This window comes from Pseudomonas sp. 5.2 (assembly GCF_059025405.1).
Genome location: NZ_JBYBHH010000010.1, coordinates 172,074 through 192,094 on the forward strand (window position 1 = coordinate 172,074; position 20,021 = coordinate 192,094).

The following is a 20,021-nucleotide window of genomic DNA, read 5'->3' on the forward strand; positions in this document are numbered from 1 at the left end:
ACTCATCATCCCGACACATCCAGGTGTTCACGCAGGTGTCGGAGCGTGCGGATCATATACTTTTCGACCATGTTCTTGCTCAAGCCCATGCGCTGAGCGATCTCGGCCTGGGTCAGGCCTTCGAGCTTCTGCCAGATGAACACCCGGCGGCAGTTGAGGGGCAATTCGGCCAGCGCCCGTTCGACGCTGTCGGCCAGCTCCAGGGCGTGCACATAGGCTTCGGGGTCGCCGCTGCTGCTTGTGCTGGTTTCATCGAACACTTCCAGCGCCTGACGCCGGTCCTCGCGGCGAAAACCATCCACGGCAATGTTGCGCGCCGTCTGGTGCAGGTAAGCGCGTGGCTGCTCGACCTGCTCGCGGGGGTTCTCCAGAACCCTGACGAAGGCATCGTGCGTGAGGTCCTCGGCCTGCTGGCGACTGCGCAGCTTGCGCGTCCAGGTGCCGATCAGCTCATGGTAGTGGTCGAGGAAGCCTTTGTGTGCGGACACGGTGGGGGTCGTCAGGGAGGCAGACAAGGGTGCGAATAGTAATGTTTCTCATCAAAACCGGCAAATCCGCCAGTCGGTAACAAAAAATTTTTGCGGATTTCATGGACGGAAGTGCCAGCAAATCGTGGCCATAAATATGAACACCACCGGCCCCTTCGCGGGTAAACCCGCTCCCACAGGAATAGCGTAATCCCTGTGGGAGCGGGTTTACCCGCGAAAGGGACAACACGGTCTATTCCACAATTTTTTACGCTTGCGAACCCCAGGGGAACATCTGCCGGTCACATGAGTCGGTTATTCAAATGGCAGGTCGTCGATCCGCGACGAACACGCCCGGATTGCCTGTTGATCTTGCATTCTTCACGCCCTAAAGTGCGCGCCGAACGTCCATGCTGGAAACGATCCATCCGGCTCAAGTACTGAGTAGGCGAACCAAAGTGGGGATACGGAGGACGTTCAGTTTGCAGCCACTTATCTTTTCAGTTTGCCCATGGAGTCCCTGAGCATGTCGATCCAGGTCGAAGACTATTTCGCGCGTGACACCTTCCAGAAAATGAAGGCGTTCGCCGACAAGCAGGAAACCCCGTTCGTACTCATCGATACCCAGATGATCAGCCAGGCCTATGACGACCTGCGCGCCGGTTTCGAATTCGCCAAGGTCTACTACGCGGTCAAGGCCAACCCGGCGGTCGAGATCATCGACCTGCTCAAAGAAAAAGGTTCGAGCTTCGACATCGCCTCGATCTACGAGCTGGACAAAGTGATGGACCGTGGCGTCAGCGCCGACCGCATCAGCTACGGCAACACCATCAAGAAGTCCAAGGATATCCGCTACTTCTACGAGAAGGGCGTGCGCCTGTATGCCACCGACTCGGAAGCCGACCTGCGCAACATCGCCAAGGCCGCACCGGGCTCCAAGGTTTACGTGCGTATCCTCACCGAAGGCTCGACCACTGCCGACTGGCCGCTGTCGCGCAAATTCGGCTGCCAGACCGACATGGCCATGGACCTGCTGATCCTCGCCCGCGACCTGGGCCTGGTGCCCTACGGCATTTCCTTCCACGTGGGCTCGCAGCAGCGCGACATCAGCGTCTGGGACGCTGCCATCGCCAAGGTCAAGGTGATCTTCGAACGCCTGAAAGAAGAAGACGGCATCGAACTGAAGCTGATCAACATGGGTGGCGGCTTCCCGGCCAACTACATCACCCGTACCAACAGCCTCGAAACCTACGCCGAAGAAATCATCCGCTTCCTGAAGGAAGACTTCGGTGACGACCTGCCGGAAATCATCCTCGAGCCAGGCCGTTCGCTGATCGCCAACGCCGGCATCCTGGTCAGCGAAGTGGTGCTGGTGGCGCGCAAGTCGCGCACCGCGGTCGAGCGCTGGGTGTACACCGACGTGGGCAAGTTCTCCGGCCTGATCGAAACCATGGACGAGTCCATCAAGTTCCCGATCTGGACCGAGAAGAAAGGCGAGATGGAAGAAGTGGTCATCGCCGGCCCGACGTGCGACAGCGCCGACATCATGTACGAGCACTACAAGTATGGCTTGCCGCTGAACCTGGCGATCGGTGACCGCCTGTACTGGCTGTCGACCGGTGCCTACACCACCAGCTACAGCGCGGTGGAATTCAACGGCTTCCCGCCGCTGAAGGCCTACTACCTGTAATGAACAACGGGGCCGCAAGGCCCCGTTTTCATGTGTGCGTCAGTGCCGGCCTCTTCGCGGGGCAAGCCCGCGCCCACAGGACCCTGAAGTGCCACAGGCAACAGATAACTTGTGGGAGCGGGCTTGCCCCGCGAAGAGGCCAGCAGTCTAGACATCATTCCCCGCGCTGTTCGAGTTCCTCGGCATACCCTGCTGCATACCCCGCCAGCAACGGCCCAGCCCCACGCAATGTAGCCACCGCACTGCGCAAGAAATTCTCATTCCCCTCAACCCGCGCCCGCTCCAGCCAAGGCCCGGCTTCAGCCAGTTGCCCCCGCTCGACCAGCACCATCGCCAAACTGAACATCCCGCGAAAGTCCCCCGCCTCGGCCGAACGCCGATACCAGCGCACCGCCCGCGCCGGGCTTGCCGCCGTGGCAATGCCCTGCTCCAGGTAACGCCCGTACAGGTTCATCGACTTGGCATGCCCCAACTGCGCGGCCTTCTCGTAACAGACCAACGCCTGGGCCTGGTTGGCCGGCACCCCGCGCCCGGTGGCCAGTAGGTTGCCCAGATTGTAAAGCCCCCAATCCAGCCCGGCGTCTGCCGCTCGGGCATAGTGAATGGCCGCCTGCGTCAGGCTGGCTTCACCGCCCCAGCCATGCTCCAGGCAACGCCCCAGCATGTTGCAGGCCATGACACTGCCTCCCTCCGTGGCAATGGCGAACCAGCGCCGGGCCAGGTCTACATCCTGCTCGATACCGCGCCCATCCAGCAGAATCTGCCCCAGCAGCAACTGCGCCTCGACCACCCCCTCCCCCGCTGCTGCCAGGATCGCCTGGGCCGCCTTGCCGGGGCTGTCTTCGAGCATGGCCTTGAGCCCTGCAACATCCACCACTTCTTCACGACGCAACGGGTATGACACGGTTCAGACCTCAGCCCAGCGGCGCAGCAGGTTGTGGTAAGTCCCCGTCAACTGCAGCAGCGATGGGTGATCGGGCACATCGGCGGTGAGTTGCTGGATGGCATTGTCCATCTCGAACAGCAGCGCACGCTGGCTGTCCTCGCGCACCAGGCTCTGCGTCCAGAAAAACGCCGCATAACGCTGGCCGCGGGTCACCGGGTTGACCTTGTGCAGGCTGGTGCCGGGGTACAGCACCAGGTCGCCAGCTGCCAACTTGACCTGCTGCACGCCGTAAGTGTCCTGAATCACCAGTTCGCCGCCGTCGTAGCTGTCCGGGTCGCTGAGGAACAGCGTCGAGGACAGGTCGGTACGCACGCGCTCCGGGCTGCCCTTGGGCTGGCGCAATGCATTGTCGATGTGGAAGCCGAAGTTGCCGCCTTCGCGGTAGCAGTTGATCAGCGGTGGAAACACCTTGTGCGGCAGCGCTGCTGACATGAAGCGCGGCGTGTTCCACAGGCGGTCAATCAGCGCGCTGCCCAGTTCCTTGGCCAGCGGGTGGCCTTCAGGCAACTGCAGGTTGTGCTTGGCCTTGGCCGATTGATACCCGGCAGTGACCTTGCCATCGGCCCAATCAGCCTGCTCCAGCGCCTCGCGGATACGCGTGAGTTCGTCGGCATCGAACAGGCCGGGTATGTGAAGCAGCATGGCGGCGGCACCTGGGCAAATGTGAAGGCGTCAATGATATTGATTCCCTTTTACATACCACAAGCCCCATTCGCCGCTTAAGACGTTTCAGCCACTGAAAACCGTAAGGGCAAACTGTAAAGATTGTAAATTCTTCACGAATGGTAACGACTCTCAATTGTTAGTCACAATTGCTTACATTAAGATCCGCCGCCTTATCACCTTGGGGAAGGTCCTTACCAATGCGTCACTACGTGCCATCTGCTGTGAGTTCACCACGCCTGATCGTGACCGCCATCGGCGTCGCCATCACTGCTTCGACCGCCTACGCTGCCGAGCCTGCCGCCAACAACGCTGTCACCCTTGACGCCACCAGCGTCAACGGCAAGGCCGAACAAGCCAGCACCGACTACAAGGTCGAGAAGGCCTCATCGCAGAAGTACACCGCGCCGCTGGTAGACACCCCACGCTCGGTCACGGTGATCCCGCAGCAGGTCATCAAGGACACCAACGCCCTCAGCCTGCAGGACGCCCTGCGCACGGTACCTGGCATCACCTTTGGTGCCGGTGAAGGCGGCAACCCGCAAGGTGACCGGCCGTTCATCCGCGGCTTCGACGCCCAGGGCGACACCTACCTGGACGGCGTACGCGATACCGGCGCGCAAACCCGCGAGATCTTCGCCATCGAGTCGGTGGAAGTGGCCAAGGGCCCGAACTCGGCCATCGGTGGCCGTGGCGCAGCAGGCGGCACCATCAACCTGGTGAGCAAGCGCGCGCACCTGGGCAACTCGCTGGATGGCGCCTGGACCTGGGGCAGTGACCAGACCCAACGCTACACCTTCGATGGCAACTACCAGTTCAGCGACACAGTGGCCGGTCGTCTCAACTTGATGACCCACGAGAGCAACGTCGCCGGCCGCGACAAGGTCAACTACGACCGCTGGGGCATCGCCCCGTCCCTGGCTTTCGGCCTGGGCACCCCGACCCGCGTCAACCTCGACTACTACCACCTGGAAAGCGACGACCTGCCGGATTCCGGCATCCCGTACACCATTCCTACCGGTGGTAGCGGCGCCCGTACCTCGGCGCACCCGAGCAAACCGTACGATGGCGGTGACAGCGACAACTTCTATGGCCTGACCGGCCGCGACTTCCGCAAGAGCCGCGTCGACATCGCCACCTTCGCGATCGAGCACGACCTGACCGACGCGCTGACCATCAAGAATACCCTGCGTCACGGCAACAGCATGCAGGACTACATCCTGACCCAGCCTGACGACAGCAAGGGCAACGTCAACAACGGCAGCGTCTGGCGCCGCGCCAACAGCCGCGTTGGCAACACCGCCACCACCACCAACCAGACCGACCTGTTTGGTGAGTTCTATGTGGGTGGGATGAAGAACAGCTTCTCCACCGGTATCGAGCTGAGCCGGGAAGAGAGCAAGCGTTCGTCGTACACCGTTGATACCAACACGGGGGGCTCTACTGCCTCGACGTGCAACCCGAGCCTGATCGGCGCCAACAGCGGCTACAACTGCACCTCGTTGAGCAATCCGAACCCGGATGATCCGTGGAATGGCGCGATCTCGCGCAACTACGCCGGCACCGACACCAAGAGCAACACCCGCGCCCTGTACGTCTTCGACACCTTGGAGCTGACGCCTGACTGGCTGCTGAACATGGGCCTGCGCTACGACCACTTCGATACCCAGTACCGCACCTACGATGCCGCTGGCGCCACCGTGGTCAACGCCAAGGGCGTGGCCTCCAAGGGCCGTGATACCAGCGAGTTCGTCACCGGCCAACTGGGCCTGGTCTGGAAACCGGCCGAAAACGGCAGCATCTATGTCTCCTACGCCACCTCCGCGACGCCACCCGGCGCGATGCTCGGCGAGGGCACCGAAGGCAACCCACTGGGCAACACCAGCGACCGCGCCGGCAACCTGCTGAGCAGCGACATGGAGCCGGAAGAAACCACCAACTACGAGATCGGCACCAAGTGGGACCTGCTCGACCAGCGCCTGTCCCTGGCCGCCGCGCTGTTCCGTACCGAGAAGGAAAACGCCCGCGTTCAGGTGGACACCACCACCTACGAAAACGTCGGCGAAACCCGCGTGCAGGGTATCGAGCTGTCGGCCAGCGGCAAGCTCACTGACAAGTGGCAGGTCTTTGCCGGCTACACCTACATGCAGGCGCGCCAGATCGATGGCGGCCCGCTGGGCAAGGCCAACGATGGCAACCAACTGCCGAACACGCCGAACAACAGCGCCAGCCTGTGGACCACGTACTCGATCACGCCGAAGCTGACCGTCGGGGGTGGCGCGTTCTATGTGGATGACGTGTACGGCAGCGTGGCCAACACCACCATGGTTGACAGCTACGTGCGCTACGACGCCATGGCCGCCTACAAGCTGACCAAGAACGTCGACCTGCAACTGAACGTGCAGAACCTGACCAACGAGGTGTACTACGACAAAGCGTTCTCCACCCACTTCGCCAACCAGGCGGCTGGGCGGACGGCGCTGCTGACCACCAGCGTTCACTTCTGATGTGAAGGTACATCCGCCGGCCAAGGCCGGTGGATGTACCTGCGATCTAGGCCGCAAACGTGGACCCTGTGGGAGCGGGCTTGCCCGCGAATGCGTTGGTGGATTCACCGACGTATTCGCGGGCAAGCCCGCTCCCACAGGGTTTGTGTGTATCAATGATTCGTATTTACCTGTACCAAGGCATAATGCACGCCGCCTGAACTGAAACGGCAAGACAAGGTGATCGATGTGGTGAAGAAGACGCTGTTCCAATTGCACTGGTTCTTTGGCATCACCGCTGGCCTGGTGCTGGCCTTGATGGGCATCACCGGGGCGATCTGGTCGTTTCAGGAAGAACTGCTGCGGGCCTTCAATGCCGATGTGCTGAAGGTCGAAGTACGCCCCGAGGGCGTGTTGCCGCCCGCCGAACTGGTGCAGCGGGCCGAGGCCGCGCAAGGCGACAAGGTCGCGATGCTGTGGGTGGACCTGCACGAAGGCAATGCTGCGCGGATCTTCTTCACCCCGCCGCCGGGCCAGCGCCGTGGTGAGCTGCGTTATGCCGACCCGTACACCGGCGAGCTCAAGGGTGAAGTGGCCGGGCAGGACTTCTTCAATCTGATGCTCAACCTGCACCGGTTCCTGGCCATGGGCGACAGCGGCCGGCAGATCACCGGTGCCTGCACCCTGATGCTGATCTTCTTCTGCCTCTCCGGCCTGTACCTGCGCTGGCCGCGCAAGGCGCTCAACTGGCGGGTCTGGCTGACCTTCGAGTGGGCCAAGAAAGGCCGCGCCTTCAACTGGGACCTGCACGCCGTGGCCGGTACCTGGTGCCTGCTGTTCTACCTGCTGTTCGCCCTCACCGGCCTGTTCTGGTCCTATGAATGGTATCGCGAAGGCCTGAACAAGCTGCTGGCCGATGCACCGGCAGCGGGCCAGCAGCAAAAACGCGGCGAAGGCCGTGGCCGCCACGGGCCACAGAAGGTCGACAAGAACGCACCGCCGCTGGTGGTCGACTACGACGCCATCTGGGCCAACCTCAAAGAGGCCGCAGGCCCGGGCCTGGCCATGTACAACCTTCGCCTGCCACCGGCGGGTGGCCAGCCGGCCAACCTGTTCTACCTGCTGGACGATGCCGCGCACCCGCGCGCGTTCAACACGCTGGTCCTTGACCCGGCCACCGGCCAGGTGAAAAGCCACGACCGCTACACCGACAAATCCTTCAAGGCGCAGTTGCTGCAGAGCGTTTACGCCCTGCACGTGGGCGAATACTTCGGCTTGCCGGGCCGGATCATCGTCACCCTCGCCAGCCTGACCATGCCGCTGTTCTTCGTCACCGGCTGGCTGCTGTACCTTGACCGCCGCCGCAAGAAACGCCAGGTTCGCGCTGCCCGAGGCGGCGTCGACAGCACCCAGGCTGGCAGCGACAGCTGGCTGATCGGCTTTGCCAGCCAGAGCGGCTTCGCCGAACAGCTGGCCTGGCAAAGTGCCGGGCAATTGCAAGCGGCTGGCCTGCCGGTGCAAGTCCGCGCCTTGGCCGAGCTGGGCGAGGATGACCTGCGCCAGGCCCGTCGTGCCTTGTTCGTGGTCAGTACCTTCGGCGATGGCGAAGCGCCAGATAGCGCCCGCGCGTTCGAGCGCAAGGTGCTTGGCCAACCCTGGGCGCTGAACAACCTGCACTATGCCGTGCTCGCCCTGGGCGACCGCCAATACCCGCACTTCTGCGGCTTTGCGCGTCGCCTGCAGGCCTGGTTGGGTGAACGCGGTGCCAGCACGGCGTTCAGCCCGGTGGAAGTGGACAACGCCGACCAGGCGGCGCTGCAACAATGGCAACAGGCACTGGCGCAGCTGACGGGGGCCCAGCCGGTTACGGCCTGGCAGCCGCCGAGTTTCGGCAACTGGACGCTGGTGCAACGTGAGTTGATGAACCCGGGCAGCCAGGGCTTGCCGGTCTACCTGATCGGCCTGCGCCCCGAGGAGCCTGCCAGCTGGCAAGCCGGCGACCTGGTGGAAATCCTGCCGCGCAATGCTCAGCTGCGGGTCGACGCCTTCCTCGACGGCCTGGGCCTGGATGCCAACGCCCCCGTGCAGCTCGACGGCCTGAGCGAGACCTTGGGCCAGGCGCTGGCCAGCCGTCAGTTGCCCAGCCGGCGCGATCAGCTAGTGGGCTTGCACGCACAGGCGCTGGTCGATGCGCTGGTACCGATCGGCACGCGTGAATACTCCATCGCTTCGATCGCCAGTGATGGTGTATTGGAATTGATCGTGCGCCAGGAACGTCACCCGGATGGCAATTTCGGGCTGGGGTCTGGTTGGCTGACCGAGTACCTGCCGGTGAATGGCCTGCTGAACGTGCGCCTGCGCCGCAACAGTGGCTTCCACCTGCCCGAATCGCCGGTGCCGATGATTCTGATCGGCAACGGTACTGGCCTGGCTGGCCTGCGCAGCCTGCTGCGCGCGCGGGTCAACGCGGGCGAACAACGCAATTGGCTGCTGTTCGGTGAACGTAACCGCGCGCATGACCTGCTGTGCGGCAACGAACTGCAAGGCTGGCTCGACAGCGGCGATTTGGCACGCCTGGAGCTGGCGTTTTCGCGGGATCAGGCCGAGAAGGTGTATGTGCAGGATGTGTTGCTGCAGCAGGCTGATGCGTTCAAACGCTGGGTGGCGGATGGCGCCTGTGTGTATGTCTGCGGCAGCTTGCAGGGCATGGCGGCCGGCGTTGATGCGGCGCTCAAGGGCATGCTTGGAGAAGCCGTTGTACAGCAACTGATCGAGGATGGGCGGTATCGGCGGGATGTGTACTGATCAGATATTGATGTAAAGGCATCTGGCCCTTTCGCAGCACAAGGCTGCTCCTACAGGTGTAGCGCATAACGTGTAGGAGCAGCCTTGTGCTGCGAAAAGGCCAGTGCAGGCTGTTAGTGCAGCTCGAAGGTATCGGCATCCAGGTTCGCCGGGAACTTGGCCCGGTATGCCGCCAGCTCCGCCGCTCTCAACACCACCGTGAACACCCCGTCCGCTTCGCCAGCACTGAGCAGGCTCTCGCCCTGGAAGTCCAGTACCTGGCTGTCACCGGAATAGGCGAAGCCTTTGCCATCGGTGCCCACGCGGTTCACCGCCGCGACAAAGCACAGGTTCTCGATGCCCCGCGCCGGCAGCAGTCGGTTCCAGTGCTGGCGGCGCGCCGCCGGCCAGTTGGCGGTGTACAGCAACAGGTCGGTGTCCTGGGCATCACGGCTCCACACCGGGAAGCGCAGGTCGTAGCAGATCAACGGGCGCACCCGCCAGCCCTTGATCTCGAACTGCACCTGACGCTCACCGGGGGTGTAATGCTTGTGCTCGCCCGCCATGCGGAACAGGTGGCGCTTGTCGTAGTGCAAGATCTCACCGTCCGGGCGCGCCCACAGCAGGCGATTACGGTGGCTGCCATCGGCGGCCTGGATGATCACGCTGCCGGTGATCACCGCGTTGTACTTCTTCGCCTGGGCCTTGAGCCATTTGTAGGTCGGGCCGTTCTCGGGCTCGGCCAGGCTTTCGGACTCCATCGAGAAGCCGGTGGTGAACATCTCTGGCAGGATCACCAGGTCCACCTCACCCACTTGCTTCAGCAGTTCCTCGAAGTGCGCATAATTGGCCTCGCGGTCGTGCCAGGCCAGGGTGGTCTGCACCAAGGCGATTTTCAGGTCGGGCAGTGTACTCAGATCGCGCATAGTTTTTCCGCCGCCTGACGCAGCGTCTCCTCACGTTTGGCAAAGCACAGGCGCACCAGGCGTTGCTCGGGGATGGGTTGCTGGTAGAACACCGACACCGGAATGGTCGCCACGCCGTGCTCACGGGTCAGCCACAACGACATCTCGACATCGTTCAGGTCCGGGCGGATCTGCGAATAGTCCACCAGCTGGAAATAGGTGCCGGCCGTGCGGCGGAAACTGAAGCGCGAACCTTCGAGCAAATCGCAGAACAGGTCGCGCTTGGCCTGGTAGAAGCCTGGCAGTTCATCGAGGTGCTCGGGGTGCTCGGCCATGAAGTCGGCCAGCGCGCACTGCAACGGCGTGACGCCGCAGAAATTGACGTACTGGTGCACCTTGCGCAGCTCGGCGCTCAGGGCCGGTGGGGCGATCACGTAGCCGGTTTTCCAACCGGTCACATGGTAGGTCTTGCCGAACGAACTGACCACGAAGGCACGGTTATAGAGCTCGGCATGGGCCAGCACGCTGGCGTGGCGTACGCCGTCATACACCAGGTGCTCGTAGACTTCGTCGCTGACCAGGTAGATATCGCGATCAGCGATCAGCTGCGCCAGCTGCTCCAGGTCTTCACGGGTGATCAGCGCGCCGCTGGGGTTGTGCGGCGAGTTGAGAATGACCATGCGTGTACGCGGGCTGAGGGCGTCGCTGAACCGCTGCCAGTCGATGCGGAAGTCGCCGTCGCTCAATTGCACATGCACACAACGGCCACCGGCCAGTTCCACCGACGGCTCGTAGCTGTCATAGCACGGGTCGAAGACGATGACTTCGTCACCGGCCTGGATCACCGCCTGAATGGCGCAAAAGATTGCCTCGGTGGCACCTGGGGTGATGGTCACTTCGTGATCGGCATCCACCTGTGCGCCATACAAACGTGCGACCTTGGCCGCTACCTGCTGGCGCAGGGCCGGCAGGCCAGTCATTGGCGCGTACTGGTTATGCCCGGCGGCCACATGCCGGCCCACTGCATCGAGCAACGCCTGTGGGCCGTTGAAGTCGGGGAAGCCTTGGGAAAGGTTGAGCGCACCGGTCTGCACGGCGAGCTGGGACATGGTGGTGAAGATGGTCGTGCCGACATTCGGCAGTTTGCTGCGGATCATGGAGCCCTCTTTCCTGGGGTTTATCCGGCACGGGGTGGAGTCCGAGCATAGCGGATCGAGCGGTCAGGAAAAAGGTTGAAACAATAGGGGGATTGCTTTGGATCAAGGCTCCTGTTGGAGAAACGGCTTCGAAGATATGCGCCCAGAGGCTGCGTGCCCCACCTTATTCGGCTGATGGAGCACGTTGGAGAAGCTTGAATCCAGAGACAATCGGAACTTAATCTTTCCTAAGGCGATTTTTTTCTGCATCAATCTCGAGGAGTCTGTTGGGGCCTGCCTCACTTCCTCCTAGTCGGAGTCTGCTACCGTCCGCCTCTAATTGCTTCAATTCCCCATTCAACTCCCGATTGGCCGAATTGTTAGTCCATTTCGCATGTTTCTGAAGAGCGTTCAGGTTCACAGTACTCAAAGAATGTGTGTACACATTCTTAAAACGCGAGCTAACCTTGTTCATCACACCAAACTTATCTCTATACTTTGAATTAAACCAATGCGCTTTCCTTGTTAACCACGCGAGAGCCGGACTGGCTTCCTCATAGAGCTTGTATATTTTGTTCAGAGCGTTTCTGACTACTTGCTCCGCGTCCGGTAGAAGCATATTATCAGGCAAGTAAGATACGCTTTCAGCAGCTACAATAAATTTGCTTTGAGCATTCTTAATAATTTTAATGTTCGCATTAAGCTTAGCGAGATGCTTCCTTTCTATATGCCCATCAGGATCCAAGTTATTAACCGGATCACCACCGCAATAAGCATAGGCATTAATAACTCGAAACGGAGAAAAGCTATCGGGTGAATGGAAGCGCATGAGTACAGGGTTAAAAGCGCGATAACCATTACCTAACAAATACATCGAAAGGGAAGGCATTAAGTACTCGCCATTAAACCCCATCCGAGTCACTCGTGAATCACCCGCAGACCTTTGACCATAAGGCGTGTAACTGAAACCCTGTGCATTATCTAACTGGCAGTCCTGCAGGACACTGCCGCTACTTTCAACCGCCAATAGTGAAGCGGCTGAACCTCCAGTCAAATCTGACAGCAGCGTTGTATCCACTCTCAAGTAAGCGGTTGCCGGCTGGTCGCCTAGCACGCTCGCAGGTTTCCCAGCTTTGTAGAAAAAAAGCTCATGCCCTGTGCTTCTCATAGCGCTCTCCCACACTGAGACAACCCAATGTCATCAATGAGTGGAGTGTACTTAAACACCTAAAAACAGAAACTGGCAGAAATGATAGGTCAGGGAGGGAGGAGAGCAATCGGGCCGTATGACGGCCCGTGCGGTTGGCTCGAGTTGCTTAGCGCTTGTCGCGGCGCTTCTTCTCGGCCTTCTTGTGGTGCGACATCAAGCGGCGCTTCTTGTTGACCTGGCGATCGGTGAGGGTGTTTTTCTTGCCCTCGTACGGGTTCTCACCGCCTTTGTACTCGATGCGGATCGGCGTACCGACCAGTTTCAGCACGCGGCGGTAGGTGTTTTCCAGGTAACGCGAGTACGACTTGGGAATGCTCTCGGTCTGGTTGCCGTGGATCACGATCAGCGGCGGGTTGGCGCCGCCCAGGTGGGCATAACGCAGCTTGATGCGGCGGCCATTGACCAACGGCGGCTGGTGCTCGCTGACCGCATCTTCGAGGATCTGCGTCAGGCGGCTGGTTGGCCAACGGGTGACCGCCGACGTGAACGCGGCCTGTACCGACTTGTACAGGTTGCCCACGCCCGTGCCGTGAAGCGCGGAAATGAAGTGGATGTCGGCGAAATCGACGAAGAACAGCCGGCGCTCCAGCTCGGTCTTCACGTAGGCGCGCTCACCCGACTCCATGCCATCCCATTTGTTCAGGGCGATGACGATGGCGCGGCCGGCCTCAAGGGCAAAGCCCAGCAGGTTCAGGTCGTGGTCGACCACACCTTCGCGGGCATCCATGACGAAGATGACCACGTTGGCGTCTTTGATCGCCTGCAGCGTCTTGACCACCGAGAACTTCTCGACTTCCTCGTGGATCTTGCCGCGCTTGCGCACCCCGGCGGTGTCGATGAAGGTGTACTTGTCGCCATCGCGCTCGAACGGGATGTAGATACTGTCTCGGGTGGTACCCGGCTCGTCGTAGACCACCACGCGCTCTTCGCCGAGCATGCGGTTGACCAGGGTCGACTTACCGACGTTCGGGCGGCCGATGATGGCGATCTTGATGCCATCTTTTTCGCTTGGGCCAGGAATGCGCGCGGCTTCCTCGCCTTCGGCGACGTCTTGGTCGAGGGCTTCGTCCTCGGCATCACGCGGCAGGTGGCCGAGCACGGCTTCCATCAGGGCGTTGATACCACGGCCCTGGGAGCCCGCCACCGGAATGGCGTTGCCCATGCCCATCGGCGAGAACTCGGCGCGCGCAACGTCGGGGTCGATGTTGTCGATCTTGTTGGCAACCAGAATCGCCGACTTGTTCCGCTTGCGCAGGTGCTCGGCAATCATCTGGTCGGCTGCGGTCATGCCCGCACGGGCATCGACCAGGAACAGCACATAGTCGGCTTCTTCGATGGCCATGAGCGACTGCTCGGCCATTTTCTCGTCCATGCCCACTTCGTCACCGGTGATACCGCCGGTGTCGATCAGGATGAAAGAACGACCCTGCCAGGAGGCATCACCATACTGGCGGTCACGGGTCAGGCCCGACAGGTCACCGACGATGGCATCGCGGGTCTTGGTCAGGCGGTTGAACATGGTGGATTTGCCGACGTTCGGCCGTCCCACCAGGGCGATTACGGGAACCATGCGGCTCTCCACTCTTGAATTCTTGAAAATGCAAAGGCCGCTGCAAGGCAGCGGCCGGAGTTTGTGCGGCGTTTCCTACACCGCGGCTCAAGACCGTTGGCGGTCTTGAGCTTAGCTTCAGCGGACGGTCAGTGCCTCGAGCTTACCGCTGTTGCCGAAGACGTAGATGGTGTCGCCGACCACCAGGGGCCGGGCGCGCAGGCCATCGCTGTCGATTCGTTCACGGCCGACGAAGCGGCCATCGACCTGGCTGAGCAGGTGCAGGTAACCCTCGAAGTCCCCTACAGCCACGTAGCTGGAGAACACTTCCGGTGCCGACAGCTGACGGCGAGCCATGGAATCGTTGGTCCACAGGGCGCTGGAAGAGCGCTCGTCGACGCTTTCAACGGTACCCGAGGCTTCGCTGACATAGACGTTACCGTAACCCTGGGCGACACCCACGTAGCTGGACGCATCACGCTGCCACAGCACGCGGCCGCTTTCCAGGTCCAGGCCCGCTACGCGGCCCTGGTAGGTGCTGACGTACAGGGTACCACCGGACAGCAGCAGGCCGCCGTCGATATCTACCACGCGGTCCAACTCGGAACGCCCCTGCGGGATGGCCACACGGCTCTCCCACACTGGCACGCCGTTGTTGATATCCACCGCGATCACTTTACCGGTGGACAGGCCGGCAACCGCCAGGCGGTTGGTCGCGATCGGTGCACCGGTGCCGCGCAGGGTCAGTACGGCCGGGGTGTTTTCGTAGATCCAGCGGCGGTCGCCGGTCGCGGCATCGAGGCCGATCAGGCGGTCGTCTTGGGTCTGCACCACCACCACGTCGCCGTTGTTGGCGGGCGGTGCCAGCACTTCACTGGTCACGCGCGAACGCCAGCGCTCTTCACCGGTGCTGGAGTCCAGCGCGATGACTTCGCCTTTGAGGGTGCCGAGCATGACCAGCCCGTAACCCACGCCGACAGCGCCCGACACTTGCAGGTCCAAGTCTTTTTTCCACACCACGTCGCCGGTGATACGGTCGAGGGCGAAGACTTCGCCGTTGACGTCGGAGGCGTAGATACGGTCGTTTTCGATGGCCGGTACCAGGGTGTTGTACGTCTCGCCCTGGCCGTCACCGATCGAGCGGCTCCACTGCTTCTTCAGTACCACTTCCTCGGTGAACTTGGTCAGCTCGGCCGGGGGCAGTTCCTTCTTGCTGTTGCTGCTGCAACCCGCGGCCAGTACGGCCAGGGTCAGCACTGCTGCTTGTTTCCAACCGATCACGTCACGCGTCCCCTTTGGCCAAGTCATCCAGCTTCAGTTGCAGGCCACCGACCGCTGCTTCATCCGACAGCGAGGCCTTGGCTTTCTCATAAGCGCTGTGAGCATCGTCGGCGCGACCCAGCTGCACCAGCAGGTCACCCTTCAATTCTTCGCGGCTGGCCAGGAACGCCTTGTCGGCGTCGCCGTCGAGCAGCTTGAGTGCCTCTTCGGCCTTGTCCTGGGCAGCCAGTACACGGGCCAGGCGCTGGCGCGAGATCTCGCCCAGGGTGGCATCGGCTGGCTTGTCCAACACAGCTTTGAGCTCGGCAGCGGCGTCGTCGAGCTTGCCGCTCTCGACCGCGACCTTGGCCACGAACAGGCTGCCGTACTGGGCGTAGGCGGTACCACCGAACTCGCTCTTGAGCTTGCCGGCCAGTTCCGCGACCTTGGTTGCGTCAGGCTGGCCACTCGGCGTCAGGCTGGTTTCAAGCAAAGCCTGGTACAGCTGCGAGGCACCTTGCGACTGGTTGTTCTGGTACTTGTGCCAGGTATTCCAGCCCAGTACCACCACACCGGCCAGCAACGCGCCCGTCAGCAGCGGCTTGCCGTTGCGGTTCCACCAGTCCTTGACCCCTGCCAGGTCATCATCATCGGTACTCGACACCCCAATACTCCTTTTCGCCTATTCGCTTGTTGGACCGCGTTACGCCTGTGCGACCGCGGTTTCCAGGTGCTCAGCCAGAGCATCCCAGGCAATGTTCTGTTGTTCGCCCTGACCACGCAGGGGCTTGAAGCCGATCGCTTGCTGGGCCAGCTCGTCGTCGCCAAGAATCAGGGCGAACAGCGCGCCGCTCTTGTCGGCTTTCTTGAACTGGCTCTTGAAGCTGCCACCCCCAGCGTTGACCACCAGGCGCAGGCCCGGCAGACGATCACGCAGGCGTTCGGACAGGCGCAGGCCAGCCAGCTCGGCCTGTTCGCCGAAGGCGCAGAGGTAGACATCGACCTGACGGCTGATCGACTCGGGCACCTTGCCCAGGGTCTCCAGCAGCAGAATCAGGCGCTCGATACCCATGGCGAAACCAACGCCGGTGGTCGGCTTGCCGCCCATCTGCTCGACCAGGCCGTCGTAGCGGCCACCGGCGCAGACAGTGCCCTGGGCGCCGAGCTTGTCGGTGACCCACTCGAACACGGTCTTGCTGTAGTAGTCCAGGCCACGCACCAGCTTGGTGTTGATCACGAACGGAATACCGGCAGCCTCCAGACGGGCCTTGAGGCCCTCGAAGTGCACGCGGGATTCTTCGTCCAGGTAATCTTCGAGCTTCGGCGCGCCAACCAGCACCGCCTGGGTGTTCTGGTCCTTGCTGTCGAGGATGCGCAGCGGGTTGCTCTTCAGGCGACGCTGGCTGTCTTCGTCCAACTGCTCGAGGCGTGCCGAGAGGAACTCGACCAGCGCATCACGGTAGCGGGCACGGGCTTCGCTGGTACCCAGGCTGTTGAGCTCGAGCTTGACCGCGTCCTGGATGCCCAGCAGGCCCCACAGGCGCCAGGTCAGCATGATCAGTTCGGCGTCGATGTCCGGCCCGTCAAGGTTGAACACTTCTACGCCGATCTGGTGGAACTGGCGGTAGCGGCCTTTTTGCGGGCGCTCGTGGCGGAACATCTGGCCGATGTACCAGAGTTTCTGCACCTGGCCGTTGCCGGTGATGCCATGTTCCAGCACGGCACGCACACAGGCGGCAGTGCCTTCGGGGCGCAGGGTGAGCGAATCGCCGTTGCGGTCCTCGAAGGTGTACATCTCTTTTTCGACGATGTCGGTCACTTCACCGATGGAGCGCTTGAACAGCTCGGTGAACTCGACGATCGGCGTGCGGATCTGGCTGTACCCGTAGGTGTCCAGCAGGCCGGCCACGGTGCCCTCGAAGTAGCGCCACAGTGGCGACTGTTCAGGCAGGATGTCGTTCATGCCACGGATGGCTTGCAGCGATTTGCTCACGAAAAGTCCTTACGAATTCTGTGTGTCAGCCACGGGCGATCAGCGCCGCGTCGGCTTCGACCTTTTCGGCCGCTTTCTGGCGGATGAGCTTTTCGAGCTCATCGACCAGGTTGTCATTGGTCAGCTTCTGCGCCGGCTTGCCGTCGATGTAGATCAGGTTCGGCGTACCGCCGGTCAGCCCTACGTGGGCTTCCTTGGCTTCGCCGGGGCCGTTGACCACGCAACCGATCACCGCGACGTCCAGCGGCACCAACAGGTCTTCCAGGCGCCCTTCCAGCTCGTTCATGGTCTTGACCACATCGAAGTTCTGCCGCGAGCAGCTTGGGCAGGCGATGAAGTTGATGCCACGCGAACGCAGGTGCAGCGACTTGAGGATGTCGTAACCGACTTTCACTTCCTCGACCGGGTCAGCAGCCAGCGAGATACGAATGGTATCGCCGATGCCTTCGGCCAGCAGCATACCGAGGCCGACGGCGGATTTCACTGTCCCCGAGCGCAGGCCACCGGCTTCGGTGATGCCCAGGTGCAGGGGCTGGATGATCTGCTTGGCCAATAGGCGGTAGGCTTCGACGGCCATGAACACGTCGGAGGCCTTGACGCTGACTTTGAAGTCCTGGAAGTCCAGGCGGTCCAGGTGCTCGACATGGCGCAGCGCCGACTCGACCAGCGCGGCTGGGGTCGGTTCGCCGTACTTCTTCTGCAGGTCCTTTTCCAGGGAGCCTGCGTTGACGCCGATACGGATCGGGATACCGCGGTCGCGGGCCGCATCGACCACGGCACGCACACGGTCTTCACGGCCGATGTTGCCCGGGTTGATGCGCAGGCAGTCGACGCCCAGTTCGGCCACACGCAAGGCGATCTTGTAGTCGAAGTGAATGTCGGCAACCAGCGGCACGCTGACCCGTTGCTTGATGCGGCCGAAGGCCTCGGCGGCGTCCATGTCTGGCACCGAGACACGCACGATGTCGACACCGGCATCCACCAGGCGCTGGATCTGCCCGACGGTGGCATCGACATCGTTGGTGTCGGTGTTGGTCATGCTTTGTACCGCGATGGGCGCATCACCACCCACCGGCACATTGCCGACCCAGATTTTGCGGGATTCGCGACGTTTGATCGGAGATTCGCCGTGCATGACTTACTGTCCCAACTTCAGGCGAGCAGTCTCGCCGCTTGTAAACGGAGCAACATCGACGGCCTGGCCGTTGTAGCTGACCTGCGCGCCACGGGCAAAGCCCAGGCGTACCGCGAACGGCGGCTTGCCGGTCAGCTCGAGGTTGTCGCCCTTGCGCTTGACGCCGCTGAACAGCACCTTGCCATTGCCGTCGTTGACTTGGGTCCAGCAATTGGCGCTGAACTGAATCGAGACACTGGCGCTACCGGCCGGCACTGCGATGGGCGCGGCGGGCACAGTGGCAGCGGGCGCGGCAGCCACGGGCGCGGTTGCAGCCGGCGCTGCCGGAGCAGGCGCAGGCGTTGGCGCAGTGGCTGCGGTGGCCGCTTGGGGCTGCAGAGCGGGGGCTGGTGTTACGGTTGCTGCAGGGGGCTGCGCAGCGCCGGCGGGTGCTTGCTCGGCAGCGGCGGCCGACTGTTCACCTGCGGGCTGCTCCAGCGGCAACGGGGCGCTCTCGGGTTGCTGGCCGGCGCTCACGGCCTGGTCTTCAGGCTCGTCCAGCGGGTGAATCTGCGTGGTGCCGTCGGCGCTCTCGACTTCGACGTGCTCCAGGGCGATCTTGGCCAGGTCCTTGCCACGCAGGCTGCCTTGGTCCTGCCACCACACGAAGCCGCCACCGACCACCGCCACCAGCAGCAACAGGCTGACGCCGCGCAGGATATTGTGCGACAGGCGTACAGGCTCTTCGATGCGGCCCAGCGAATGCACTTCGCTGCCTTTGGCGTGGGTGCCGGTGTAACGGTCGAAGGCCTCGACCAGCGTGGCTTGGTCCAGGTCCATCAGTTTGGCGTAGGCGCGGATATAGCCACGGGCGAACGTGTGCCCGGGCAACTTGTCGAAGGCGCCGGTTTCAACGTGGTTCAACGAACTGACAGTGAGGTTGAGCTTGCGGGCCACCTCGGCTTGTGACCAGTCCCGCTTCTCACGGGCCTGACGCAAAAGCTCACCGGGGTTCTGGCCAGGCGCTACTGCTACTTCGGGATGCGCGGCGTTCATCGTTGCTCCGACAGGTATTGCTGATATTCCGGCGTACCGGGATAAAGTCGTTGTAATTGCTGGCCCAAATTGGCCAATGTGCCCTGCTCGTCGAACACCCGGGCAAGGCGGCTGCCCAGCAGGAGGCTACGGGCGTCGTGGTCGCTCAACTGGCTGAAACGATCGTAGTAGTCCAGGGACGGCACATAATGCCTGTTTTCGTAGGACAACTCAGCCATTTCCAGCAACGCCTTGGGTTGCCGTGGGTTGAGTTGCAACGCTTTGAGCAGATAGGCGTGCGCCTGGTCTCGACGCTCGAGCTTCAGGGCGGTCAAGCCAAGGTTCTCGTACACGCGTGAGCGCTCAGGATACAGGGTATCGGCACTGGCCAGGCGAAACATCTGCTTGGCCTCGGCAAATCGCCCCTGAGCATAAAGGAAACTGCCGTAGTTGTTGCGAATTCGCGTGTCGTCAGGGCGTGCCTGCAAGGCTTTTTGAAAGTGCTGCTCGGCCAGGGCCGGCTCACCTTCAGCCTGAAACACCAGCGCCAGCGCCGCATGCGCGCCGGCATCGCTGGCGTCCAGGGCAAGCGCCTTGCCCAGCGGGGCCTTCGCCTGTTCGGTCAAGCCTTGTTGCAAATAGCCAAGCCCCAACTGCACATACGCCCTGCCCGCCTCTTGCCGCCCTTGGCGGCTGGCCAGCGGGTCACCTGCGCCGCCCGACACGCAGCCGGCCAGCAGCAAAAGCGCAAGGATCGACAGCGCGGCGCGCAGGGTCATGGCG

General features: G+C 62.1%; 16 protein-coding genes. 3 read left to right on the forward strand and 13 right to left on the reverse strand.

Translation table 11 applies throughout. From position 1 onward, the window contains the following. Positions 1-5: 5 nt before the first annotated feature. Positions 6-488 (reverse strand): sigma-70 family RNA polymerase sigma factor, encoded by a 483-nt coding sequence (locus AC5PZ0_RS16945; protein WP_085272642.1) that lies wholly within the window; start codon positions 486-488, stop codon positions 6-8. 505 nt (positions 489-993) lie between these two features. Between AC5PZ0_RS16945 and AC5PZ0_RS16950 the strand changes: the two genes are divergently transcribed. Continuing rightward, a complete protein-coding gene (locus AC5PZ0_RS16950; protein ID WP_027595561.1) occupies positions 994-2,157 on the forward strand; it encodes a type III PLP-dependent enzyme in 1,164 nt (387 codons plus the stop codon). A gap of 154 nt (positions 2,158-2,311) precedes the next feature. Here AC5PZ0_RS16950 and AC5PZ0_RS16955 read toward each other — a convergent pair whose 3' ends face one another. Further along, a complete protein-coding gene (locus AC5PZ0_RS16955; protein WP_493855365.1) occupies positions 2,312-3,061 on the reverse strand; it encodes a tetratricopeptide repeat protein in 750 nt (249 codons plus the stop codon). A gap of 3 nt (positions 3,062-3,064) precedes the next feature. Next, positions 3,065-3,745, reverse strand: coding sequence for a Fe2+-dependent dioxygenase (locus AC5PZ0_RS16960; RefSeq protein WP_027595559.1), 681 nt, complete (start codon positions 3,743-3,745; stop codon positions 3,065-3,067). Between the two features lie 221 nt (positions 3,746-3,966). Between AC5PZ0_RS16960 and AC5PZ0_RS16965 the strand changes: the two genes are divergently transcribed. Beyond that, entirely contained in the window at positions 3,967-6,273 is a 2,307-nt protein-coding gene (locus AC5PZ0_RS16965) for a TonB-dependent receptor (protein WP_493855366.1), read from the forward strand. A gap of 228 nt (positions 6,274-6,501) precedes the next feature. Beyond that, positions 6,502-9,057, forward strand: a complete 2,556-nt coding sequence (locus tag AC5PZ0_RS16970) for a PepSY domain-containing protein (RefSeq protein ID WP_493855367.1) — start codon at positions 6,502-6,504, stop codon at positions 9,055-9,057. Positions 9,058-9,170: 113 nt separating this feature from the next. Here the strand turns inward: AC5PZ0_RS16970 and AC5PZ0_RS16975 are convergent, their stop codons facing one another. From AC5PZ0_RS16975 to pilW, 10 genes are all read right to left on the reverse strand, one after another. Then, positions 9,171-9,962, reverse strand: coding sequence for an amidohydrolase (locus tag AC5PZ0_RS16975; RefSeq protein ID WP_085272641.1), 792 nt, complete (start codon positions 9,960-9,962; stop codon positions 9,171-9,173). After that, positions 9,950-11,098, reverse strand: coding sequence for a pyridoxal phosphate-dependent aminotransferase (locus AC5PZ0_RS16980; protein ID WP_493855368.1), 1,149 nt, complete (start codon positions 11,096-11,098; stop codon positions 9,950-9,952). Before AC5PZ0_RS16980 ends, AC5PZ0_RS16975 begins: the two co-directional genes overlap by 13 nt. A 217-nt stretch (positions 11,099-11,315) precedes the next feature. Continuing rightward, complete coding sequence (locus AC5PZ0_RS16985; RefSeq protein WP_493855369.1) at positions 11,316-12,245, reverse strand: RHS repeat-associated core domain-containing protein; 930 nt, start codon at positions 12,243-12,245, stop codon at positions 11,316-11,318. A 148-nt stretch (positions 12,246-12,393) separates the two neighbouring features. After that, positions 12,394-13,857 (reverse strand): ribosome biogenesis GTPase Der, encoded by a 1,464-nt coding sequence (gene der / locus AC5PZ0_RS16990; RefSeq protein ID WP_027595554.1) that lies wholly within the window; start codon positions 13,855-13,857, stop codon positions 12,394-12,396. A 117-nt stretch (positions 13,858-13,974) separates the two neighbouring features. Further along, complete coding sequence (gene bamB / locus AC5PZ0_RS16995; protein ID WP_027595553.1) at positions 13,975-15,117, reverse strand: outer membrane protein assembly factor BamB; 1,143 nt, start codon at positions 15,115-15,117, stop codon at positions 13,975-13,977. Position 15,118: 1 nt separating this feature from the next. Further along, positions 15,119-15,760, reverse strand: a complete 642-nt coding sequence (locus AC5PZ0_RS17000) for a tetratricopeptide repeat protein (RefSeq protein ID WP_027595552.1) — start codon at positions 15,758-15,760, stop codon at positions 15,119-15,121. Between the two features lie 39 nt (positions 15,761-15,799). Then, a complete protein-coding gene (hisS, locus tag AC5PZ0_RS17005) occupies positions 15,800-17,089 on the reverse strand; it encodes a histidine--tRNA ligase (RefSeq protein WP_027595551.1) in 1,290 nt (429 codons plus the stop codon). A 25-nt stretch (positions 17,090-17,114) separates the two neighbouring features. Further along, positions 17,115-18,224 carry a flavodoxin-dependent (E)-4-hydroxy-3-methylbut-2-enyl-diphosphate synthase gene (ispG, locus tag AC5PZ0_RS17010; protein WP_027595550.1) on the reverse strand — a complete coding sequence of 370 codons (1,110 nt, stop codon included), beginning with the start codon at positions 18,222-18,224 and terminating at the stop codon, positions 17,115-17,117. Between the two features lie 3 nt (positions 18,225-18,227). Then, a complete protein-coding gene (locus AC5PZ0_RS17015) occupies positions 18,228-19,259 on the reverse strand; it encodes a RodZ domain-containing protein (RefSeq protein ID WP_493855370.1) in 1,032 nt (343 codons plus the stop codon). Beyond that, complete coding sequence (gene pilW, locus AC5PZ0_RS17020; RefSeq protein WP_493855371.1) at positions 19,256-20,017, reverse strand: type IV pilus biogenesis/stability protein PilW; 762 nt, start codon at positions 20,015-20,017, stop codon at positions 19,256-19,258. Before pilW ends, AC5PZ0_RS17015 begins: the two co-directional genes overlap by 4 nt. Between the last annotated feature and the right edge of the window lie 4 nt (positions 20,018-20,021).